The sequence below is a fragment of the uncultured Nostoc sp. genome, from assembly GCF_964245575.1.
GTDB lineage: Bacteria > Cyanobacteriota > Cyanobacteriia > Cyanobacteriales > Nostocaceae > Nostoc.
This window is the reverse complement of record NZ_CAXTNP010000174.1, coordinates 1-17,304: the sequence shown is the minus strand read 5'-3', so window position 1 is coordinate 17,304 and position 17,304 is coordinate 1. Positions and strand designations below refer to the sequence as shown.

At 42.6% G+C, this 17,304-nt stretch carries 13 protein-coding genes and 1 tRNA gene; 8 read left to right on the top strand and 6 right to left on the bottom strand.

The annotated features are described in order from the left end of the window. Positions 1-535: 535 nt before the first annotated feature. Positions 536-1,168, bottom strand: coding sequence for a GNAT family N-acetyltransferase (locus tag ACFFAP_RS24420; RefSeq protein WP_375513641.1), 633 nt, complete (start codon positions 1,166-1,168; stop codon positions 536-538). Positions 1,169-1,799: 631 nt separating this feature from the next. On the opposite strand from ACFFAP_RS24420, the gene ACFFAP_RS24415 reads away from it, so the two are divergent. The 4 genes from ACFFAP_RS24415 (at position 1,800) to ACFFAP_RS24400 (ending at position 7,078) form a co-directional block, all read left to right on the top strand. Beyond that, positions 1,800-2,195 carry a hypothetical protein gene (locus tag ACFFAP_RS24415; protein ID WP_375513640.1) on the top strand — a complete coding sequence of 132 codons (396 nt, stop codon included), beginning with the start codon at positions 1,800-1,802 and terminating at the stop codon, positions 2,193-2,195. Then, positions 2,192-5,737, top strand: coding sequence for a response regulator (locus ACFFAP_RS24410; RefSeq protein WP_375513639.1), 3,546 nt, complete (start codon positions 2,192-2,194; stop codon positions 5,735-5,737). The genes ACFFAP_RS24415 and ACFFAP_RS24410 overlap by 4 nt, the downstream gene beginning before the upstream one ends. Positions 5,738-5,808: 71 nt before the next feature. After that, positions 5,809-6,957: a hypothetical protein gene (locus tag ACFFAP_RS24405; RefSeq protein WP_375513638.1), complete on the top strand. Its 1,149-nt coding sequence runs from the start codon at positions 5,809-5,811 to the stop codon at positions 6,955-6,957. A gap of 50 nt (positions 6,958-7,007) precedes the next feature. After that, positions 7,008-7,078, top strand: a tRNA-Gly gene (locus tag ACFFAP_RS24400). 279 nt (positions 7,079-7,357) lie between these two features. On the opposite strand, the gene pstB is transcribed toward ACFFAP_RS24400, so the two are convergent. The 4 genes from pstB to pstS all read right to left on the bottom strand — a co-directional run bounded on the left by pstB (position 7,358) and on the right by pstS (position 11,444). Further along, the gene (gene pstB / locus ACFFAP_RS24395; RefSeq protein ID WP_375502858.1) at positions 7,358-8,164 is read right to left on the bottom strand and encodes a phosphate ABC transporter ATP-binding protein PstB; all 807 of its coding nucleotides are present in this window, start codon (positions 8,162-8,164) and stop codon (positions 7,358-7,360) included. A gap of 61 nt (positions 8,165-8,225) precedes the next feature. Then, on the bottom strand, positions 8,226-9,107 hold the full coding sequence (gene pstA / locus ACFFAP_RS24390; protein ID WP_375513637.1) for a phosphate ABC transporter permease PstA: 882 nt from the start codon (positions 9,105-9,107) through the stop codon (positions 8,226-8,228). Between the two features lie 19 nt (positions 9,108-9,126). After that, entirely contained in the window at positions 9,127-10,077 is a 951-nt protein-coding gene (gene pstC / locus ACFFAP_RS24385) for a phosphate ABC transporter permease subunit PstC (protein ID WP_375513636.1), read from the bottom strand. A 185-nt stretch (positions 10,078-10,262) separates the two neighbouring features. Continuing rightward, complete coding sequence (pstS, locus tag ACFFAP_RS24380; RefSeq protein WP_375513635.1) at positions 10,263-11,444, bottom strand: phosphate ABC transporter substrate-binding protein PstS; 1,182 nt, start codon at positions 11,442-11,444, stop codon at positions 10,263-10,265. 989 nt (positions 11,445-12,433) lie between these two features. Here pstS and ACFFAP_RS24375 point away from each other — a divergent pair. The 3 genes from ACFFAP_RS24375 to ACFFAP_RS24365 all read left to right on the top strand — a co-directional run bounded on the left by ACFFAP_RS24375 (position 12,434) and on the right by ACFFAP_RS24365 (position 13,789). After that, complete coding sequence (locus ACFFAP_RS24375; protein WP_375513634.1) at positions 12,434-13,021, top strand: biotin transporter BioY; 588 nt, start codon at positions 12,434-12,436, stop codon at positions 13,019-13,021. Positions 13,022-13,114: 93 nt separating this feature from the next. Beyond that, entirely contained in the window at positions 13,115-13,591 is a 477-nt protein-coding gene (lspA, locus tag ACFFAP_RS24370) for a signal peptidase II (protein ID WP_375513633.1), read from the top strand. 63 nt (positions 13,592-13,654) lie between these two features. Continuing rightward, positions 13,655-13,789 (top strand): hypothetical protein, encoded by a 135-nt coding sequence (locus ACFFAP_RS24365; protein ID WP_375513632.1) that lies wholly within the window; start codon positions 13,655-13,657, stop codon positions 13,787-13,789. Here the strand turns inward: ACFFAP_RS24365 and ACFFAP_RS24360 are convergent. Further along, the gene (locus tag ACFFAP_RS24360) at positions 13,779-14,450 is read right to left on the bottom strand and encodes a hypothetical protein (RefSeq protein ID WP_375513631.1); all 672 of its coding nucleotides are present in this window, start codon (positions 14,448-14,450) and stop codon (positions 13,779-13,781) included. The genes ACFFAP_RS24365 and ACFFAP_RS24360 overlap by 11 nt on opposite strands. Positions 14,451-14,878: 428 nt before the next feature. Here ACFFAP_RS24360 and ACFFAP_RS24355 point away from each other — a divergent pair, with 428 nt between their 5' ends. After that, the gene (locus ACFFAP_RS24355) at positions 14,879-17,149 is read left to right on the top strand and encodes a transglycosylase domain-containing protein (RefSeq protein WP_375513630.1); all 2,271 of its coding nucleotides are present in this window, start codon (positions 14,879-14,881) and stop codon (positions 17,147-17,149) included. The last annotated feature ends 155 nt before the right edge of the window (positions 17,150-17,304 follow it).

Sequence of the window (17,304 nt, the reverse complement as noted above, 5' to 3'; positions counted from 1 at the left end):
CTATAAAATATTTTAAAATACTTATTGTTTAATAGCAAATATAAAAGATAAACTTTAATACGTTGCTCGTTGAAAATAAGTTTTACATAATTATGTTTTTATTAATATTACGAATAATAAAGTCCGTAAAAATTCTAAATGAAATATGCTTAAAATAATTATTTAAAACTATATAGCAGTCCTAAATGATTCGTAAACTTCTTTCCTTCTTTTATTCTCTTCTCTACGAGAAGCTACGCTTTGGCGGAAGCCTCTTGTAGAGTTGGCGGTGCAGTTCGATAATTATTTCAAAAATCTAAGTATTACGTAGGGTATGTTAGTACGGAGTCCGTAACGCACCAAAGTCTTCAGACGGTGCTATACTCTCGTCTAGTATACTCTACGTGTATTTCCAAAATTAAATATCAGTCCCATAGCTCATATTAACTTAGTTTTTAATTAAGTTAGTTTGTGCTTTTATTGTCTATGTTGCTGAGGAATTTTCCCAAAAGTAATTACAACATCAAAACTTACTTAAGTATTGCCAAAATAAAATTCAAATAGTGGAATCAGCACTCAGATGCTTGTGCAATAACATTTGGCTTGAGCGTCTTAGTAAAAATGTATTCCAATTCGATTCGACTTTATGCACCCGATATCCCAGCTTAAAATAAAGTTGCCTTGCTTGATGATTATTTTCCAAAACGTGGAGATATAACTCTTGAAATCCCCAGTCGCAAGAAACTTTTTCACAGCTAGTCAGTAAGCCTGAAGCTACACCATGTCTACGGTATTGTGGGTGAACTGCTAAATTAGATAAGTAAGGAAAACCCATGCCAACCTGGCTCCACGAATCACTGTAACGTACACCCAGTTCTACACTTCCCACTAAGTTATTAGTCGCACCACTAGTAGCTTCAAAGGCGACTAAACAAATATGACGTGACGAAGGTGATGCCATGCGATGCCTTAAGTCTTCGTAAATACCCAGACGTAGCAATGGAAAAGCCCATCCCCACATACCCTGCTGGGAGTGAAAGCTTTCAGCAATAATTTGAGAAACACCGATCAAATCAGCAGGTGTAGCTGTACGAATTTGAAATTGGCAGCAAGCTGGATCGATTGGCTGTTGCTGGTATGGATGAAAAAACCGATATTTCAAGGCTAGTTTAGTATTGATTTTATTCAACGAAAATTTACTCAAATATCCTCAAACACCATTTCAACTAAAGAAAAACTTTATATCTGCCCAGGATATTGAACTGACCTAAGATTGCTAATTTGGTTTTGCTTGTGGAGCATACAAAGTTTTACACTTTAGCTTGGGGCTTTATTATAGCGGGTATTTTTGGAAGAATCTTAAAGTTACAGCTTCATCGATCTACAAATCTTAAGTTCAGCCGGTTCAGGTGCATCCCTTGCTTTAGGTGGGGAAGATATCAGTCTGTTTACCACAAAAACATCTGTAAAGTCGAACAGGTTTAGGTGAATGAGTAGATAAATAGCATAACCTGTCCGTAGACATTACCTACAAAATTGTTAAGTAAGTACACTACCGACAAATTCTGGTTGGAAATCACCTTTAGTTGCAGTACTGAAATTGCTTATGCAATTGCCGCTACACTAACAGGACTTTACTACTAGGTCATAGTAACAGGCTGTACAGGTACTGGGGAAGAATCTCCAAGATTTCTAATCCCTAACTTCTTAACCCTACACTTGTCTTAATGATAGTTCTGATTGCTAAATTAGAAAGAGGTATTTGTCTAATAGTATACTTTGGCTTTAAATCTTCTTGTTTTAATATTACTGACTCTATCATGACTACCATAAATAAAATTTACCTGCAAGTGTTAGTACAACTGCTGCAAAGGGAAAACTTAATATGCAGCTTCATCTGGATTTGTCAGCTAGCTATGAGCGCTGTATGTAGTATCAGACATTGCTCACAGGAGGTGAAGAAAGATTTGGCAAGCAAGCAGCGACTCTGTACCCCTAAAACTGACTATGAAAAATTACACTGCACCAACGCAAACGGTAATAGGCATAAGCCATTGAGACCAATTACTGTGCGTAAAAGCTCCTACACTCAGCAGTCATATAGCCAAACAGCCTTATTGGTCGAAATGCTCTGCTCTTACCTGACTCAGAAAAATTCTTACCTGATCAGATTATTCTTTATCCGACTGCCGTTGCAGCAGGAAAGCGGTGCATGAAATCCCAAGCAAACAGTAAGCCTAAAATTTTGGTTGTCGATGATGAACCAGACAACCTTGACTTGCTTTACCGCACTTTCTATCGCGACTATAAGGTGCTAAGGGCAAACTCTGGCCCTGCGGCACTCGATCTGCTGGCTCAAGAGGGGGAGGTCGCAGTGATCATCTCCGATCAGCGGATGCCGATGATGAGCGGTACAGAATTTTTGAGCCTGACAGCAACTCAATATCCAGATATTATCCGGATTATTTTAACTGGCTACACCGATGTCGAAGACCTGGTGGAAGCAATCAATGCTGGTAAGGTATTCAAATATGTAACTAAACCGTGGGAAGCTGAGGAACTCAAAGCAGTGGTACGCCAAGCTTTGGATACTCACAATGTCCTCAAAGCCCGCACCCGTGAGCTTACCCGCACACTCCGACAAGAATCGCTGCTGAATACCGTTACAAATACGATTCGCAGTGCTTTAGACTATCGCCAAATTTTGCAGGCAATTGTAGATACAGTGGGTCACATGTTGGAGGTGGATGTTTGCCTGTTGCGTCCCTTCCAAGATGAGCAGTTAGCGGATAAAGGATTTATTTATCAGAAGACTTTTTCTGAAGAAGCAGAGGAACAGACACCAGCAGAGGTGCAGGCAAATAATTCTTCTGCTGTGCCCCTCTCACCCTCTGTCCCTCTGCCTCTTTTGGCTCAAACGGTGTGGGAAACCCGTGAAGTCCAGGTGATTCACGATGTAACTGATGATGATCGCATTCACGGTAATACTCCAGAACTGCGCCAACGTGGGGAAGCTTTTGCTGCTGCTAACATTTACTCTAGTTTAGTTGTGCCATTGATCTGCCAACAAGAACTGATGGCAGTGCTGGCACTGCATCAGTGTTCTCTGCCTCGCTTTTGGGGGGATGATGAGGTGCAGCTAGTGTTGATGGTGGCAGATCAGGCAGCTTTAGCTTTGTCTCAAGCTTATGCTTACGAACAAGTACGTGCCCTTGCCAAGCGAGAAGCCCTAATTAATACAATTACTAGCGCGATTCGCTCTAGCTTAGACCCCCAAGATATTTTTGCGGCGATCACCCAGCAATTGGGACAAGTTTTACAAGTCGATGGCTGTGTTCTGTCTTTGTGGACAGAGGAAGATGAGTTTGTCGAGTGTGTAGCCTTGTATGACAGTTTTCAACATTCGGAAAATTTGCATAAGCACAGCCCAACCCAGACATCGCCAGCCCCAGACAATAATCCAGGTAGCAAAAATCATCTAGTCCCTCCGAGATTACTCTATTCTCAAGCATCTATACAGGAGAATCCAATCCTCCAACAAATGCTACAGACTCATGAACCTGTGGTAATTGGTAATGTGAGCCATTCTCCCTCAGATGTGCAGAGTTTTGATTTGCCGTTAAAAATGCCAGCGCGATCGCTAATGTTTGTACCATTATTGGCTGATGGGAAATGTATCGGTAGTATTACGTTGCATGAAGGTAAAAAAGTACGCCGATGGCTGTCATCTGATATTGATTTGGCGAAAGCAGTAGCAGCTCAAGCCGCGATCGCTGTGCAGCAGTCATACCTGTATCAAAAAACTCGCCAACAAGCTGAACGCTTACTGGAATTAGACAAACAAAAAACCGAATTTTTCCAAAATATTTCCCATGAGTTTCGTACACCCATCACCTTGATTCAAGGGCCTTTAGAGTCGGCGGTAGCAGCTGGTGAAGGATTATCTTACTCCCAAAGTGCGATCGCCCTGCGTAACTCCCGCCGCCTGCTGCGACTGGTAAATCAACTCCTGGATCTACAACGCCTGAATGCGGGAAGAATGCAGCCTAGCTTCCATCCGTGTGATTTAGCGGAATTTGTCAGCCAAATAGTGGAATCTTTTCGTCCCTACTGCGAGAAAAAGAGACTGCATCTTGTTACCCAGTTAGATGAATGTTCTCTGGTGTACTTGGACATGGAAAAATTTGACAAGGTGGTTTATAACCTCCTGTCAAATGCCATGAAGTTTACTCCCGAAGGTGGTACTATCCGTGTCAGATTAAAATCTGAACGCGATCGCTGCATATTACAAGTACAAGATACTGGAATTGGCATTGTTAAAGAACAAATTCCCCACCTGTTTGAGCGCTTTCGCCAAGCTGAAGGTTCAGCAAACCGATCCTATGAGGGTAGTGGTTTGGGTTTAGCTTTAGTTAAAGAATTGGTGGAATTACATGGTGGTCAAGTCACTGTAGAATCAGTTTACGGCCAAGGCACTACCTTTAGTTTATGGCTTGTGACTGGAAATGCTCATTTACCCGCACAGCAAGTACTAGAAACGCCTACCGAACTGAATACGAGCCGCGCTAGCGTAGAATTGGCTGATTTAGAACTGGTATCAACAACAGACAATATTGAAGATATTACAATAAACCTCTCCCCCAGTATTGATACTCAAGACTCAGCACTTAAGACTCAGCACTCAATTTTAGTTGTAGATGACAACCCGGATTTACGAACCTATGTATCTGAGATTTTCCGCCGCAACGGCTATCATGTACGCACAGCTCGTAACGGTTATGAAGGGCATCGTCTAGCTCAGGAAATTATACCCAGCTTGATTGTGACTGACTTAATGATGCCCTTGGTGAGCGGACTTGAAATGATTCAGATGATCCGCCAAGAGGAGAAGTTGAAAGGAATACCAATCATTCTGCTGACAGCAAAAGCTGACGAGGAAACCCGCATCGAAGGTACAGAACATGGTGCGGATGCTTATTTAGCAAAACCATTCAATGATCGGGAACTTTTGGCCGAAGTTCGGAATCTTTTGGCATTGAAGGAAAATGAACGGCGAATCGTGGAGTTAAATACTTATCTAACAGAATCGGTGCTAAAGCGCTTTTTACCGGCTGTATTGGTACAAAAAGCCGCAACCGGAGATTTAACGTTAGATTTGCGCCCAGAACCACGCTTAATTACAGTTTTGTTTAGTGATATCGTGGGTTTTACACAGCTATCAAATACTCTCAGATCCCGACGAGTCGCAGAGTTGCTAAATGAATATTTAGAAGCCATGACCAAAGTTGTATTTAACAATGGCGGCACTGTAGATAAATTTATGGGAGATGCTATCTTAGCTTTATATGGAGCGCCGGAAGAGTTAACCCCCAATGAACAAGTGCGTCGTGCCATCAATACAGCAAGAGCAATGCACCGCTCACTGGCTGAGTTGAACCAGCGCTGGCGAAACCAAGGTGTATTCGATGGTGACAGACTTAATAGCGTCCAGTTTCGGTGCGGTATCCACCAAGGTACTGCTGTTGTGGGGATGTTTGGTAGTGCTGAACGGGCTGATTATACTGCCATTGGCCCAAGTGTGAATATTGCTGCAAGGTTGCAAGCTGCTGCTGTTCCCGGTACTATCTTGGTTTCTGCTGCCGTGGCAGATTATTTGCAGGAAGAAGAAATTACTAAAGGTAGTCCCTTAGAACTTAAAGGAGTAGATGAAACAGTTTTGACTTTTGCTGTTAAACCAGAGGTAATGGTTAATCGCTAAAATTTAGACTGGTATTTTAAAGCATTAGCAATGAGTAAGAGTGCCTAATCATATCCAGTTTATAATATAATATGAGACCATCAGTTGCAGACACAACTAAAATTCCAAGCAAAGTCTGGAGGCGAAACACTGATCCACCAGCTTTGTGGATTTCTGTATTTATAGGTTCAGTCTCTCTGCACTTGCTAGCGTTCTGGCTGATGCGCTCATCTAATGCATTTAGTCTGTGGTTTCCCCAACAAAGTCTATCTGCTATTCCCATTGAATTGATAGACATTCCTCCCAAAACAAAATCAATAACCAAATCAAAATCAACAGCCAAAACAGTTTCGCCAAAGCTAGCATCCGCAACTCAAAAGTCTGTACCAGCACGTTCACCACAAACAGCACGAACTACGCCTAGAAATGAAGATTTTGGCGCAATAAATTCTGCGGATAACCTCCAGCAGAAGAAGCAAACTTACGCCTCTCAATCTAATAGCCAACCCTTTAGACAACAGAGAGTTGCTAGGGCGACACCGACACCGACACCGAAATCTACACCGACACCGACACCGACAGTTCCAGTCGGTAATCTACCTTGGAACCGCCGTCAAGAAATCAAACTGGGAAAGGGAAAGCTACTACCAACAGGTATTCCATCAAATTCACCAGTTTCGGAAGCTGAAAACAGAGAAACGCCACGTACCTTTGCTCAGAAAACTCCAGCAACACCGACTAAAGAAACTCCACCAACTCGAACTAGGGAAACTCCACGCACCTCCACTCAGGAAACTCCAGCAACACCGGCTAGAGAAACCCCACGCACCCCCACTCAGGGAGCATCGGTAGCAATAGTAGCTCCTTTGCTCAGAGATGAAGTGAGTAGCTTGATACAATCAGGAAGATTACGACAAGATGCTTTACCCGACGTTATCGCTTTATATAGGGGAAGCAACACAAAAGAATTAGACTCAAGTTTTCTTGTCCACAATTCTGGACTTGAACCAGCACAACTCTTGGCTAGCTTAATAATTGATAACAATGGCAATTTTCAACAGGCTGTAGTTTTAGAAATAAAACCAGCAACACTGCAAAGTGAAAAAAGCGCATACCAGCAAGTCCTTAGCGAAGTTTTCAAAACAGAAAACTTTATTGCTGCTCACAATAACGATGGCACAAAACCAGAATTAAGCAATCTGTATGTCAGGATCAACATCCAACCTGCTAATTCCAACTAAATGCTTGAATTTTTACAAAAACTGTGTTACATTTATAGGGTTGGAATTTTGCGGGCGTAGTTTAGTGGTAAAACTATAGCCTTCCAAGCTATTAATGCGGGTTCGATTCCCGCCGCCCGCTTAGAAAAACTCTGAAATGCACTGGTTGAGTATGGTGTAATTCCACCTGATATTTTATAGACTTGGGGCAAGATCCCATTGTCAAAGCTAGGCAAAAATAAACAGCTTAATTATTCCTCTTCTTGACCAAGAAACAGCCATGATTGCTCAAGCGATGCCTGCGGCGGGCTACGCCTACGCTAATCTTGGCAAACAAATAAAAAACTAGAGGAATATCGTTCAGCTTTAATTTTCGAGTATCCCTCATTGTTCTAACATCAACTATTTGTGTAATATTTATTTATCCAAATCTCCCGCTAACGTAATCTCTGGTATCTTGCTGCTGAGGATTGTTGAAAATTAGTTCTGTTGCGTCGTACTCTACCATGTAGCCGTTACGACCTCCTGTCTCTGTAGTCCGAACGTTAAAAAAGGCTGTCTTATCAGAAACCCGCGCTGCTTGCTGCATATTATGGGTGACGATAACGATTGTATATTGCTCTTTAAGTTGGTGAATTAGTTCTTCAACCCGCAAGGTGGAAATAGGGTCAAGGGCAGAGCAAGGTTCATCCATTAATATAATTTCAGGTTGGACTGCGATCGCACGAGCAATACATAACCTTTGTTGTTGTCCACCAGATAAAGACGAACCACTTTGTCGCAGTTTATCTTTTACTTCGTCCCACAAAGCTGCTTGTCGCAAACTTCGTTCCACCAATTCATCCATATTACCTTTGTAGCCGTTGATTTTGGCTCCAAAAGCAATATTGTCATAAATTGATTTTGGAAACGGGTTTGGTCTTTGAAACACCATGCCAATTCTCCGACGTACTTCTACAGGATCAATGTCGGATGCATATAAATTTTTATCGTAAAAAAGTATTTTACCTTCTGCCCGAAATGACTCAATCAGGTCATTGAGGCGGTTATAGCATCGCAACAACGTACTCTTACCACAACCAGAAGGTCCAATAAAGGCTGTAACCTGATTTTTTGGTATATCTAGCCAAATATTCTGCAAGGCTAAAAACTTGCCGTAGTAAACGTTGAGATTTTCGGTGCGTAAAACGGTTTGAGTATCGTTCACTGTGCTAATGTTGTTAGCCATAAATTAAGTGTAGTATTAGTTTTAGCGATCCAAATCCGCTATTATGGTGGATGCTATTTCACTAAGCTTTCTTGCGAGTTGCCCAGCGAGCGATGATACTTGTGATTAGAACCATCAATACCAAAATCAAAGATGCTGCCCAAGCTAGTGATTGCCAATTTTTAAACGGAGAAATAGCGTATTTGTAAACCAAAACAGCAAGGGAAGCTGTGGGTTCAAATAAGCTACCAGGCCAAAAATTGGAAAACAGGGCGGTAAATAGTAAAGGTGCGGTTTCTCCAGATGCTCTGGCGATCGCTAACGTTGCCCCAGTTACAATTGCAGGTAGGGCTGCTGGCAATACTACTTGTGTTACTGTTTGAAAGTTAGTTGCTCCTAACCCTACAGATGCTTGTCGCAAATCTTGCGATACTAACTGCAAGGCTTCATCAGTGGTTCGGACAATAATTGGCAACATCAAAATCGCCAGCGCAAACCCTCCTCCGAGAGCAGAGTATGATCCCAAGTTTAACTTTACCAGTGTCAAAACTACAATGCCATAGGCAAATACTCCAGCAATAATTGAGGGGACTCCACTCAGGACGTTAGCCGCAAAACGTACCCATCTCGCTACTTGGGCCGAGCTAAATTCTGTGATGTAAATCGCCGCCAAAACACCAAATGGGATGCTAATCACCGCAGCAATTCCTACCATTAATAGTGTGCCCAAAATTGCATTACCAAAGCCTCCTCCGTGTTGTAAAGCTTTGGGTGGCAGTTCAAAAAGGATGCTGGGACTCAAACTGCTAAAGCCTTGAATAATGACGTAAGAAAGCACTGCTAGCAAAGGCACAAGTGCCAATACCCCACAGATAAATGCGACTACAGTCATTACTGTATTAAACAGTGTCCTTTTAGACATGGGAGCGCGAGTTAGGCTGCGCTCTGGAAAACTAGAAGTCATAATTCAACCCAAAACTAAGCTACAGTCGCTTGACTCTTAGAACGATAAACTCGGCCATGATATTAACTACCAGAGTTAAGAAGAATAGAACTAAAGCAGCGTACATTAAAGCCGAAACTTGCAAACCACTAGCTTCGGAAAATTGATTTGCTAGTAGAGAAGAAATCGTATTGCCTGGTGCTAACAGTGAGATACTAATGTTGTTAGAATTACCAATCAACATTGTTACAGCCATTGTTTCTCCCATTGCGCGACCGAGTGCCAACATCACAGCGCTAACTATCCCCGAAAAGGCTGCTGGAATCAGAATTTGTAAGATCGTTTCCCAGCGAGTTGCTCCTAGTCCTACGGCGGCTTGACGCAAACTGGGAGGTATAGAAATCAAGGCATCGCGCGATAGGGCTGTGATGATGGGCAAAGTCATAATTGCTAATATGACTCCCGCCGGTAACATTCCTGGGCCTGTAGGGGAGGTGCTAAAAAGTGGTATCCAGCCAAAGTAACTATTGAGCCATTTTCCCAAGTTAGTTAAGATAGGCACTAATACAAAAATACCCCAAACGCCGTAAACAACGCTGGGAATAGCTGCGAGCAGTTCTACTGCAAAAACCAATACCAACTTCACTTTTGCGGGTAAAAAATCCTCGCTTAATACAATCGCAGTACCAACTCCAATTGGTACTGCTATCAGTAAACCAATAAAAGAACTCAAGAGAGTTCCATAAATTTGAGGTAGCACCCCGTAGGTATCATTAACTGGGTTCCAAGTGGTGTTAGCTAAAAAGCTAGCACCAAACTTTTGGATGGCAGGCCAAGAAGCAATTGCAACCTGTAAGCCGATCCATAATAAAGCGGCAGCAACCCCAAAGGCGAAAATTTTAGTAAGCCAAATAAAACCCTGATCTAGGGACTTTTCTACATCAGAGCGATTTTTTGTCGCTGATGAAAGGTTTTGAGAATTTGTAGTCATGACTACCGACTTTCACAATTAAATCAGAGGAAGATATGGGAGGCAACCATATCAACAAATTTGTTGCCTCATCGTCTTTTAAAACCCAGACATTGGTAACCCAGAGTTCCAAATTACGAATGCCTATAGTCTAATAAGCAGCCTAAAAATTATTGTTTAGGAATGCCTCATGTCAAGACATGTAGCTACTTGCTAGCGCTAGTACCACTACCAACGGCGATTTTATACTCTGGACTAATTTGATCGGCAGCAGCAGCCACCTTTGTAATGACGTTTTGGGGTAAAGGAACATACCCTAGTGCAGTAGCCTGTTTTTGACCCTCAGTTAAGGCGTATTCGATCGCAGCTTCAACTGCCTTAGCTTTTGCTGCATTTGGATATTTCTTGTAAGCCAAAATCCAGGTGTAAGTGACGATGGGATAGGAATCAGCCCCTTCTGGATCAGAAATGAAGACGCGGAGATCAGGCGGTAGAGTTGCTGATGCCAGAGTTTTAGAGGCTGACTCCTCACTAGGTACAATAAACTTACCACCTTTGTTTTCTAAAGCAGCAAACTTGAGACTATTTTGTTTGGCATAGCCGTACTCGACATAACCAATGGAACCTTGTGTTTGTTGAATTTGAGCGGTAATACCTTCATTACCCTTAGCACCAACTCCCTTAGGCCAATTGACAGTTTTGCCCTCACCAACTTTACTCTTCCACTCTGGGCTGATCGCGCTAAGGTGTTTTGTAAACACACCTGTTGTTCCACTACCATCAGAACGATAAACAACTGTGATCGCCTCTTTAGGAAGTTTTGCACCTGGGTTAGCTTTGGCAATTTGGGCATCATCCCAAGACGTGATTTTGCCTAGTAGAATATCAGCGTAAACAGCTCGTGGTAGCTTTAGTTCTGCAACATCTGGCAAGTTGTAAGCTAGCACGATGCTACCAGCAGTTACAGGTAGTAAAATAACGCCCTTATCCGCCGGCACCTTCTGGATTTCTTCATCCTTCATGGCAACATCGCTGGCACCAAAGTCTACAGTCCCTTTGATAAATTGCTCAACTCCAGCACCGCTACCAACTGAGGCATAGTCAACTTGCAGATTTGGATATTTTTTGTTTAGATCCGTAAACCATGTATCATACAGTGGTGCAGGGAAAGACGCACCTGCCCCGCTTAACTTGACATTTCCACCCAAATCTAATTTGGTTGTGCTGGAGGCAGTTGTATCTGTAGCAGTGCCAGAAGGAGTATCCTTGGTAGCTGTATTATCTGGGTTTTGCTGTCCACCACATGCAGCTAGGCTGATTGTCAGTGCTAACACTGAAACTGAAGCTGTGAGGCGATGGATTTTTATTACACTAAGAGGTGAGGGCATCGCTATCAATTTTTGGGTAATTTTCAGGTGAGCGCTTATAAGGATACCCTTAAAGGATAAAGGTTCAGGTAAAGGATAGGTTAACAAAGCAAAAAAAATGCTTGTTTTTTTGGTGAGGAACAAACACTTTTTTCTACTTTTACTTGATAAAATTGATACTGCGATTTTAGTGACACCTTACAAATATTACCATAGGAATTTGGTTACAGATATTTACAAAACTCTATTAATTAATAGTGTAAATTTTTTGGTAAATTCATAAATTATATATATAAATAAGGCAACCTATGGTATAATTATAAATCTCATAAAGTTGGGAATGAGATAAAGATTGTTTCTGCTTATGGTCTTAGCAGACTTGAAGCCATAACTAAACAATCTAAGTTTAGCCAGTGAAATTATTGTTTAAAGAAAGTAGAAGAAAAACCATAAATTGCCTATTTTATGGAGAGTAGGCGGCGCGATCGCTAAAAAATAGTGAATGAAGGAACTATCTTTAACACTTTGTAGCAAAAGTTGGTATTGAATCTATAAATTTATAAATACTATATTTTACTACTATTAACATGTATTAGGTCAAATACCATAATCAGACTACGCTTCAGCCAATAAAATTACAGCTATAGACACCTAAGCCATAATTTGCAGAACTGAAAAGTTACATACCAAAAAGGCAAAAAAAATATGCTAATTCTTAATGGTATCAGCACAAATCTCATTTTAACAAATTCGGCGGAATTCACCATCCAAGAGCGTAGCAAGGTGGGGTAATTCACCACTAATGAATATACTAGTACAGCAGGCGCAAAAATAAACATACCCTTCGGGTTCACCAGTCGCCTGCTTCGGGAAACCCTACCAAGAGCGCTGGTTCACCATTTAAAATGGTGCAAAAGCCTGGAATACAATTATGCGTGACTTTTGACTTCCACCTTGCAGTACTAGTTGCTGTTGGTTTTCCCTTTTGCCTTTCCCTGGTTGACTGATAAATGTTTGCTGCTTCCAATCAATTACTATGGTCAATGATTGGCTTACTCCTGACAATGGGTGGCACTTTCCTAGAAGCTTATGGCATTACCTTACCTTGGAATTGGAGTAAGCACGGAATTCAGACTTTTTCATTAGGTGTCACTTTTCAAGTTGGCGCAGTATTGTTAGTGGGTTGTTTAGGGGGCAAAAATGCTGGGGCGCTCTCACAAATTGCCTATTTAGTCATGGGGTTGACCTTATTACCTGTATTTGCTGATGGGGGCGGTATTGGTTATGTTAAACTATCCCAATTTGGCTATCTATTAGGCTTTATTCCTGGAGCTTGGATTTGTGGCTTGTTCGCTTTTAAAGCTAGACCTCGACTAGAAACTCTGGCCTTTAGTTGCATCTGTGGCTTGTTAACTCTCCACCTATGCGGTATTACTTATTTGATTATTAGCTATATTTTTCAGTGGAAAGGCACAGAAAACCTACCCTTGATGCAAGCAATCCTTAGATACTCCTGGTTTGCACTGCCAGGGCAACTAAGTGTGGTCTGTGCCGTTACTGTAATAGCATATGTATTGCGTCACTTAATGTTTTATTAATCATGAAGGGGCTAGAGGCTAGGGGCTAGAAATTTAAAATTATTCTAATCCTTAGTCCTTAGTCCCTAGTCCCTAATCCTAGCCCCTAGTTTCATGCGTTTAAAAAATCGCCTTTTCTGGATCGCTGCCTTCATAGCTTTTTTCTTAGATCAAATAACAAAATACTGGGTGGTGCAAACCTTTAGCTTGGGGCAAACAGTACCACTCTTACCTCAGATATTTCACTTCACCTATGTCACTAACACTGGTGCTGCTTTTAGTCTGTTAAGTGGGAAAGTAGAGTGGTTGCGCTGGTTATCTTTAGGAGTGAGTTTAGTATTGATAGCGTTGGCCTTGTTTGGCCCAACATTAAATTTATGGGATCAGTTGGGCTATGGCTTGATTTTAGGTGGAGCTATGGGCAACGGTATTGATCGCTTTGTTTTAGGCTATGTCGTTGATTTTCTTGATTTTCGCCTGATTAACTTTGCTGTATTTAATGTAGCAGATTCATTTATTAGTATCGGTATTGTTTGCCTGTTAATTGCTTCCTTCCAAAAAACACCGACTTCAACTGACAGGTCGCATTAAACTATTAAGCCTGGGATGATTAATCCCAGGCTATTGATTACTAAAACCCTTGCTCAGTCCTATATGCAAAGACTTGATCTATTGGTTACAGCTATTTTTAGTTTTTATTTTACACCAGTTGGTATAACTGGTGTAAGAGGTCAAGATGCACCGGCGATCGCTGATGGCAAACTATTATTCAGATTAATTATCGGCTAGGAGTTGGCGAATTAGAGCCTGGAGTATTATTGGGAGAACCTGTACTTGGTTCAGGATTGCTGTCAGTAGTACCAGACTCAGGTGTAGTTGGGTTTCCTGGTACGGTAATGCTGCCAGGAGCGCCAGACTCAGGTGAAGTTGAGCCACTTGGTTCGGTACTGCTGCCAGGAGTGCCAGGTTGAACTGGGGTAACGCTTCCTGGTGGAGTTAAGTTGCCAGGAGCACCAGAATCAGGTGGGGTAACGGTTCCTGGTGCTGGAGTTAAGTTGCCAGGAGCGCCAGAATCAGGTGGGGTAATAGTTCCTGGTGCTGGAGTGGTTTCAGGAGTGGCAGATCCAGATCCAGGTGCAGTTGTGCTACCTGGTGCAGTTGTGCTATCTGGAGTGGTGATGCTATTGGGCGTGGTTTCTGTCGGTGCGGTAGTGCTACCAGGAGCGCTAGTGGGGGTGAGTGCTGTGCCGCCGGGACAACGGGAGTTGAGCGGAAAATACTCGCACAGAATTTTCATCCCTTCTGGCGACATCTTAATTTCCGTTGGTGCACTAGTTGAGTCGCTACTGGATTGGGCTATGGAGGATTTACTAGATTCGGCAACAGCAATGTTAGCGGTGAATGCTAAAGATAAAGCTGCACCAATCAGAGTCAGAGATTTTCCCATCATTCTGTAATTAACCTCAACGGAACACTCGGTCTATTAAAACAAATAATTAAGATTTAGAAAATCTTCCTAAATGAAGATATTTAGGTTTGTTTCGCAATATGTGGATATGTAAATTGGTAAAAATTAAATCTGCTATTTAGTGTTTCTGAGTATTTAATATTACAAAAAGATGAAGTATTTTTTTGTAATTAGTAGAATTAAGAGTAAATTGTATAAAGCTTTGAAAATGTATAAATAATTGTTTCCTGAAAGTAAGTGACAAAAACAACAAAGAAGTTTTAATAGGGAGTTAAAATTAAGTATAAATTAGCTTAAAAAATTCCGTATAGATAATTTATGCTTTGGCTTATTGAGTAAAATGATGAAAGACTAACATCTCAATTGTAATTCGCCCGATTCTTCACTAAAAAATGTGATGTAAATAGCCGATGAGTTCTCCTCAACCCCCTCACAAGCCACAAACGTTACTAGGTCAACTGACTCAAGCGGTACATACTATTCAAGCTAGGGTCGATTTTTCTAAATTGGCGCTCAAGCCTAATGCTAAAGTACCGGAACTCTGGGTGCAGGATGCGGGGGCGGATAAAGCAGAGGTATATCCACTGTTGGGCGATCGCTATATTCTAGGTCGTAGCTCCAAATCCAGCGATATCGTCATCCGTAACCCTGTTGTCAGCCAAATTCACCTGTCGCTATCGCGGAATTCTAGTCAACGCACACCAGTTTTCGTTATCAAAGACGAAAACTCTACCAATGGCATTTATCGTGGCAAGCGTCGTGTCAATTCCCTAGAACTGCGTCACGGCGATATTCTGACTCTGGGTCCCCCAGAACTCGCCGCTTCTGTGCGGTTGCAATACGTCGATCCACCAGCCTGGTATGTCAAAGCTGCAAGTTGGACAGCTTATGGCGTCGGCGGTACTAGTGCCCTGTTAGCGTTAGTAATTGGCGTCGAATGGCTAAAATTTCAAGTTAAACCCCTACCTACAGCTACACGCGCCCCTGTAGTTGTTTACGCCCGTGATGGAGCCACTCCTCTGAGAGAGCCTCGGACAACCTCTCATGTAGATATGAAGCGATTAGAGGAATTTGGCCCTTATTTGCCTGCTGCGGTGGTGGCTTCAGAGGATAGTCGTTATTACTGGCACTTTGGGGTTGATCCTGTGGGGATTTTACGAGCCGTGTTGATCAATAGCCGCAGTGGGGATGTGCAACAAGGAGCCAGCACTGTAACCCAGCAAGTTGCCCGCAGTTTGTTCCGTGAGTATGTAGGCAGACAGGATACCCTTGGCCGCAAATTGCGGGAGGCAGTTGTCGCCTTAAAGCTCGAAACCTTTTACAGCAAAGATGATATTTTGCTGATGTACTTAAATCGGGTTTTTTTGGGGGGAGATACCTCTGGGTTTGAGGATGCATCTCGGTATTACTTTGAAAAGCCGGCTAAAGAATTAACTTTGGCAGAAGCAGCAACATTGGTAGGAATTTTACCTGCTCCCAACGCTTTCGATTTTTGTGGGGATAGTCCAAATAAGCTAGAAGCAGCTGAATACCGGAATCGCGTGATTAAGCGGTTGCTGGAGATGGGCAAAATTAAACCTGAGGATGCGAACCGAGCTAGACGCTCCACTGTGCAAATTAGTCCTAAAGTCTGTGAACAGCAAGCTAAGACGATCGCTCCTTATTTTTACAGTTACGTCTTCTCCGAACTTGAATCAATCTTGGGGGAGGGAGCAGCAAGAGAAGGAAATTATATTATTGAAACCAAGCTTGATCCAGCCATACAGAGCCAAGCAGAAGCAGCATTGAATAATTCAGTGAACAACGCTGGTAGAAATTTTAATTTTTCTCAAGGGGCGGTAGTCACTCTTGACTCTAGTACAGGTAGTATCCTGGCAATGGTGGGCGGGACTGATTACAGAAAAAGTCAGTTCAATCGTGCTGTTCAAGCCAAAAGACAACCAGGTTCCACCTTCAAAATCTTTGCTTACACAGCTGCTATTCAACAGGGAATTCCAGAATCAAAAAATTATTCTTGCGCTCCTTTAACTTGGCAAGGCTTTACTTATAAACCCTGTCGTGCTGGTGCTGGCGCTTCTTTAGATATTGCCACGGGGCTTGCTCTTTCAGAAAATCCCATTGCCCTGCGAGTTGCCAGAGAAATCGGGCTGAATAAAGTGGTGGCAATGGCACAGAATTTGGGAATAAAGTCAACCCTTGATCCAGTTCCTGGCTTGGTACTAGGTCAAAGTGTAGTCAATGTTTTGGAGATGACTGGGGCTTTTGGCGCTATTGGTAATGGTGGTGTACGAAATCCTCCCCATGCGATTAACCGAATTTTAGACAGTGGTGATTGCCGCGATCGCAAGGATATCAAAACTTGCCGTGTAATCTACTCCTTCGACCAAGATCCAGATGCCAACAAACGAGTGCTACCAAATGGTGTAGCTGATGAGATGACTAGTTTGATGCGTGGCGTCATCACAAGAGGTACTGGGCGTAGTGCTGCGATTGGACTGGGGGAAGCTGGGAAAACAGGCACGACTGATAAAAACGTTGACTTATGGTTCATCGGTTTTATCCCCAGTCGGCGGCTTGTAACTGGTGTCTGGTTGGGAAACGACAATAATTCCCCTACATATGGTAGCAGCGCTCAAGCAGCTCAATTGTGGGGAAATTATATGCGGAGAATTACAAGGTGAATTGGGGACTCTTTACTAGGGATTAGGGACTGGGGACAGGAAGATGCACAAGGTTAGAGGTGGGCAGAATTCAGCTTTGCTATCTTACCTCTTGCCAATTCCCAGTCCCCAGTAAAGAGCGATGCACTGAGCGCAGTCGTTGTGTCCCCAGTCCC

Coding starts and splice junctions, on each gene's coding strand:
- ACFFAP_RS24375 (WP_375513634.1), top strand. CDS start 12,434: ATGTTTGCTGCTTCCAATCAATTACTATGGTCAATGATTGGCTTACTC.
- ACFFAP_RS24415 (WP_375513640.1), top strand. CDS start 1,800: ATGACTACCATAAATAAAATTTACCTGCAAGTGTTAGTACAACTGCTG.
- ACFFAP_RS24355 (WP_375513630.1), top strand. CDS start 14,879: ATGAGTTCTCCTCAACCCCCTCACAAGCCACAAACGTTACTAGGTCAA.
- ACFFAP_RS24365 (WP_375513632.1), top strand. CDS start 13,655: ATGCAAAGACTTGATCTATTGGTTACAGCTATTTTTAGTTTTTATTTT.
- ACFFAP_RS24410 (WP_375513639.1), top strand. CDS start 2,192: ATGAAATCCCAAGCAAACAGTAAGCCTAAAATTTTGGTTGTCGATGAT.
- ACFFAP_RS24405 (WP_375513638.1), top strand. CDS start 5,809: ATGAGACCATCAGTTGCAGACACAACTAAAATTCCAAGCAAAGTCTGG.
- ACFFAP_RS24360 (WP_375513631.1), bottom strand. CDS start 14,450: ATGATGGGAAAATCTCTGACTCTGATTGGTGCAGCTTTATCTTTAGCA.
- pstA (WP_375513637.1), bottom strand. CDS start 9,107: ATGACTTCTAGTTTTCCAGAGCGCAGCCTAACTCGCGCTCCCATGTCT.
- pstB (WP_375502858.1), bottom strand. CDS start 8,164: ATGGCTAACAACATTAGCACAGTGAACGATACTCAAACCGTTTTACGC.
- lspA (WP_375513633.1), top strand. CDS start 13,115: ATGCGTTTAAAAAATCGCCTTTTCTGGATCGCTGCCTTCATAGCTTTT.
- pstS (WP_375513635.1), bottom strand. CDS start 11,444: ATGCCCTCACCTCTTAGTGTAATAAAAATCCATCGCCTCACAGCTTCA.
- pstC (WP_375513636.1), bottom strand. CDS start 10,077: ATGACTACAAATTCTCAAAACCTTTCATCAGCGACAAAAAATCGCTCT.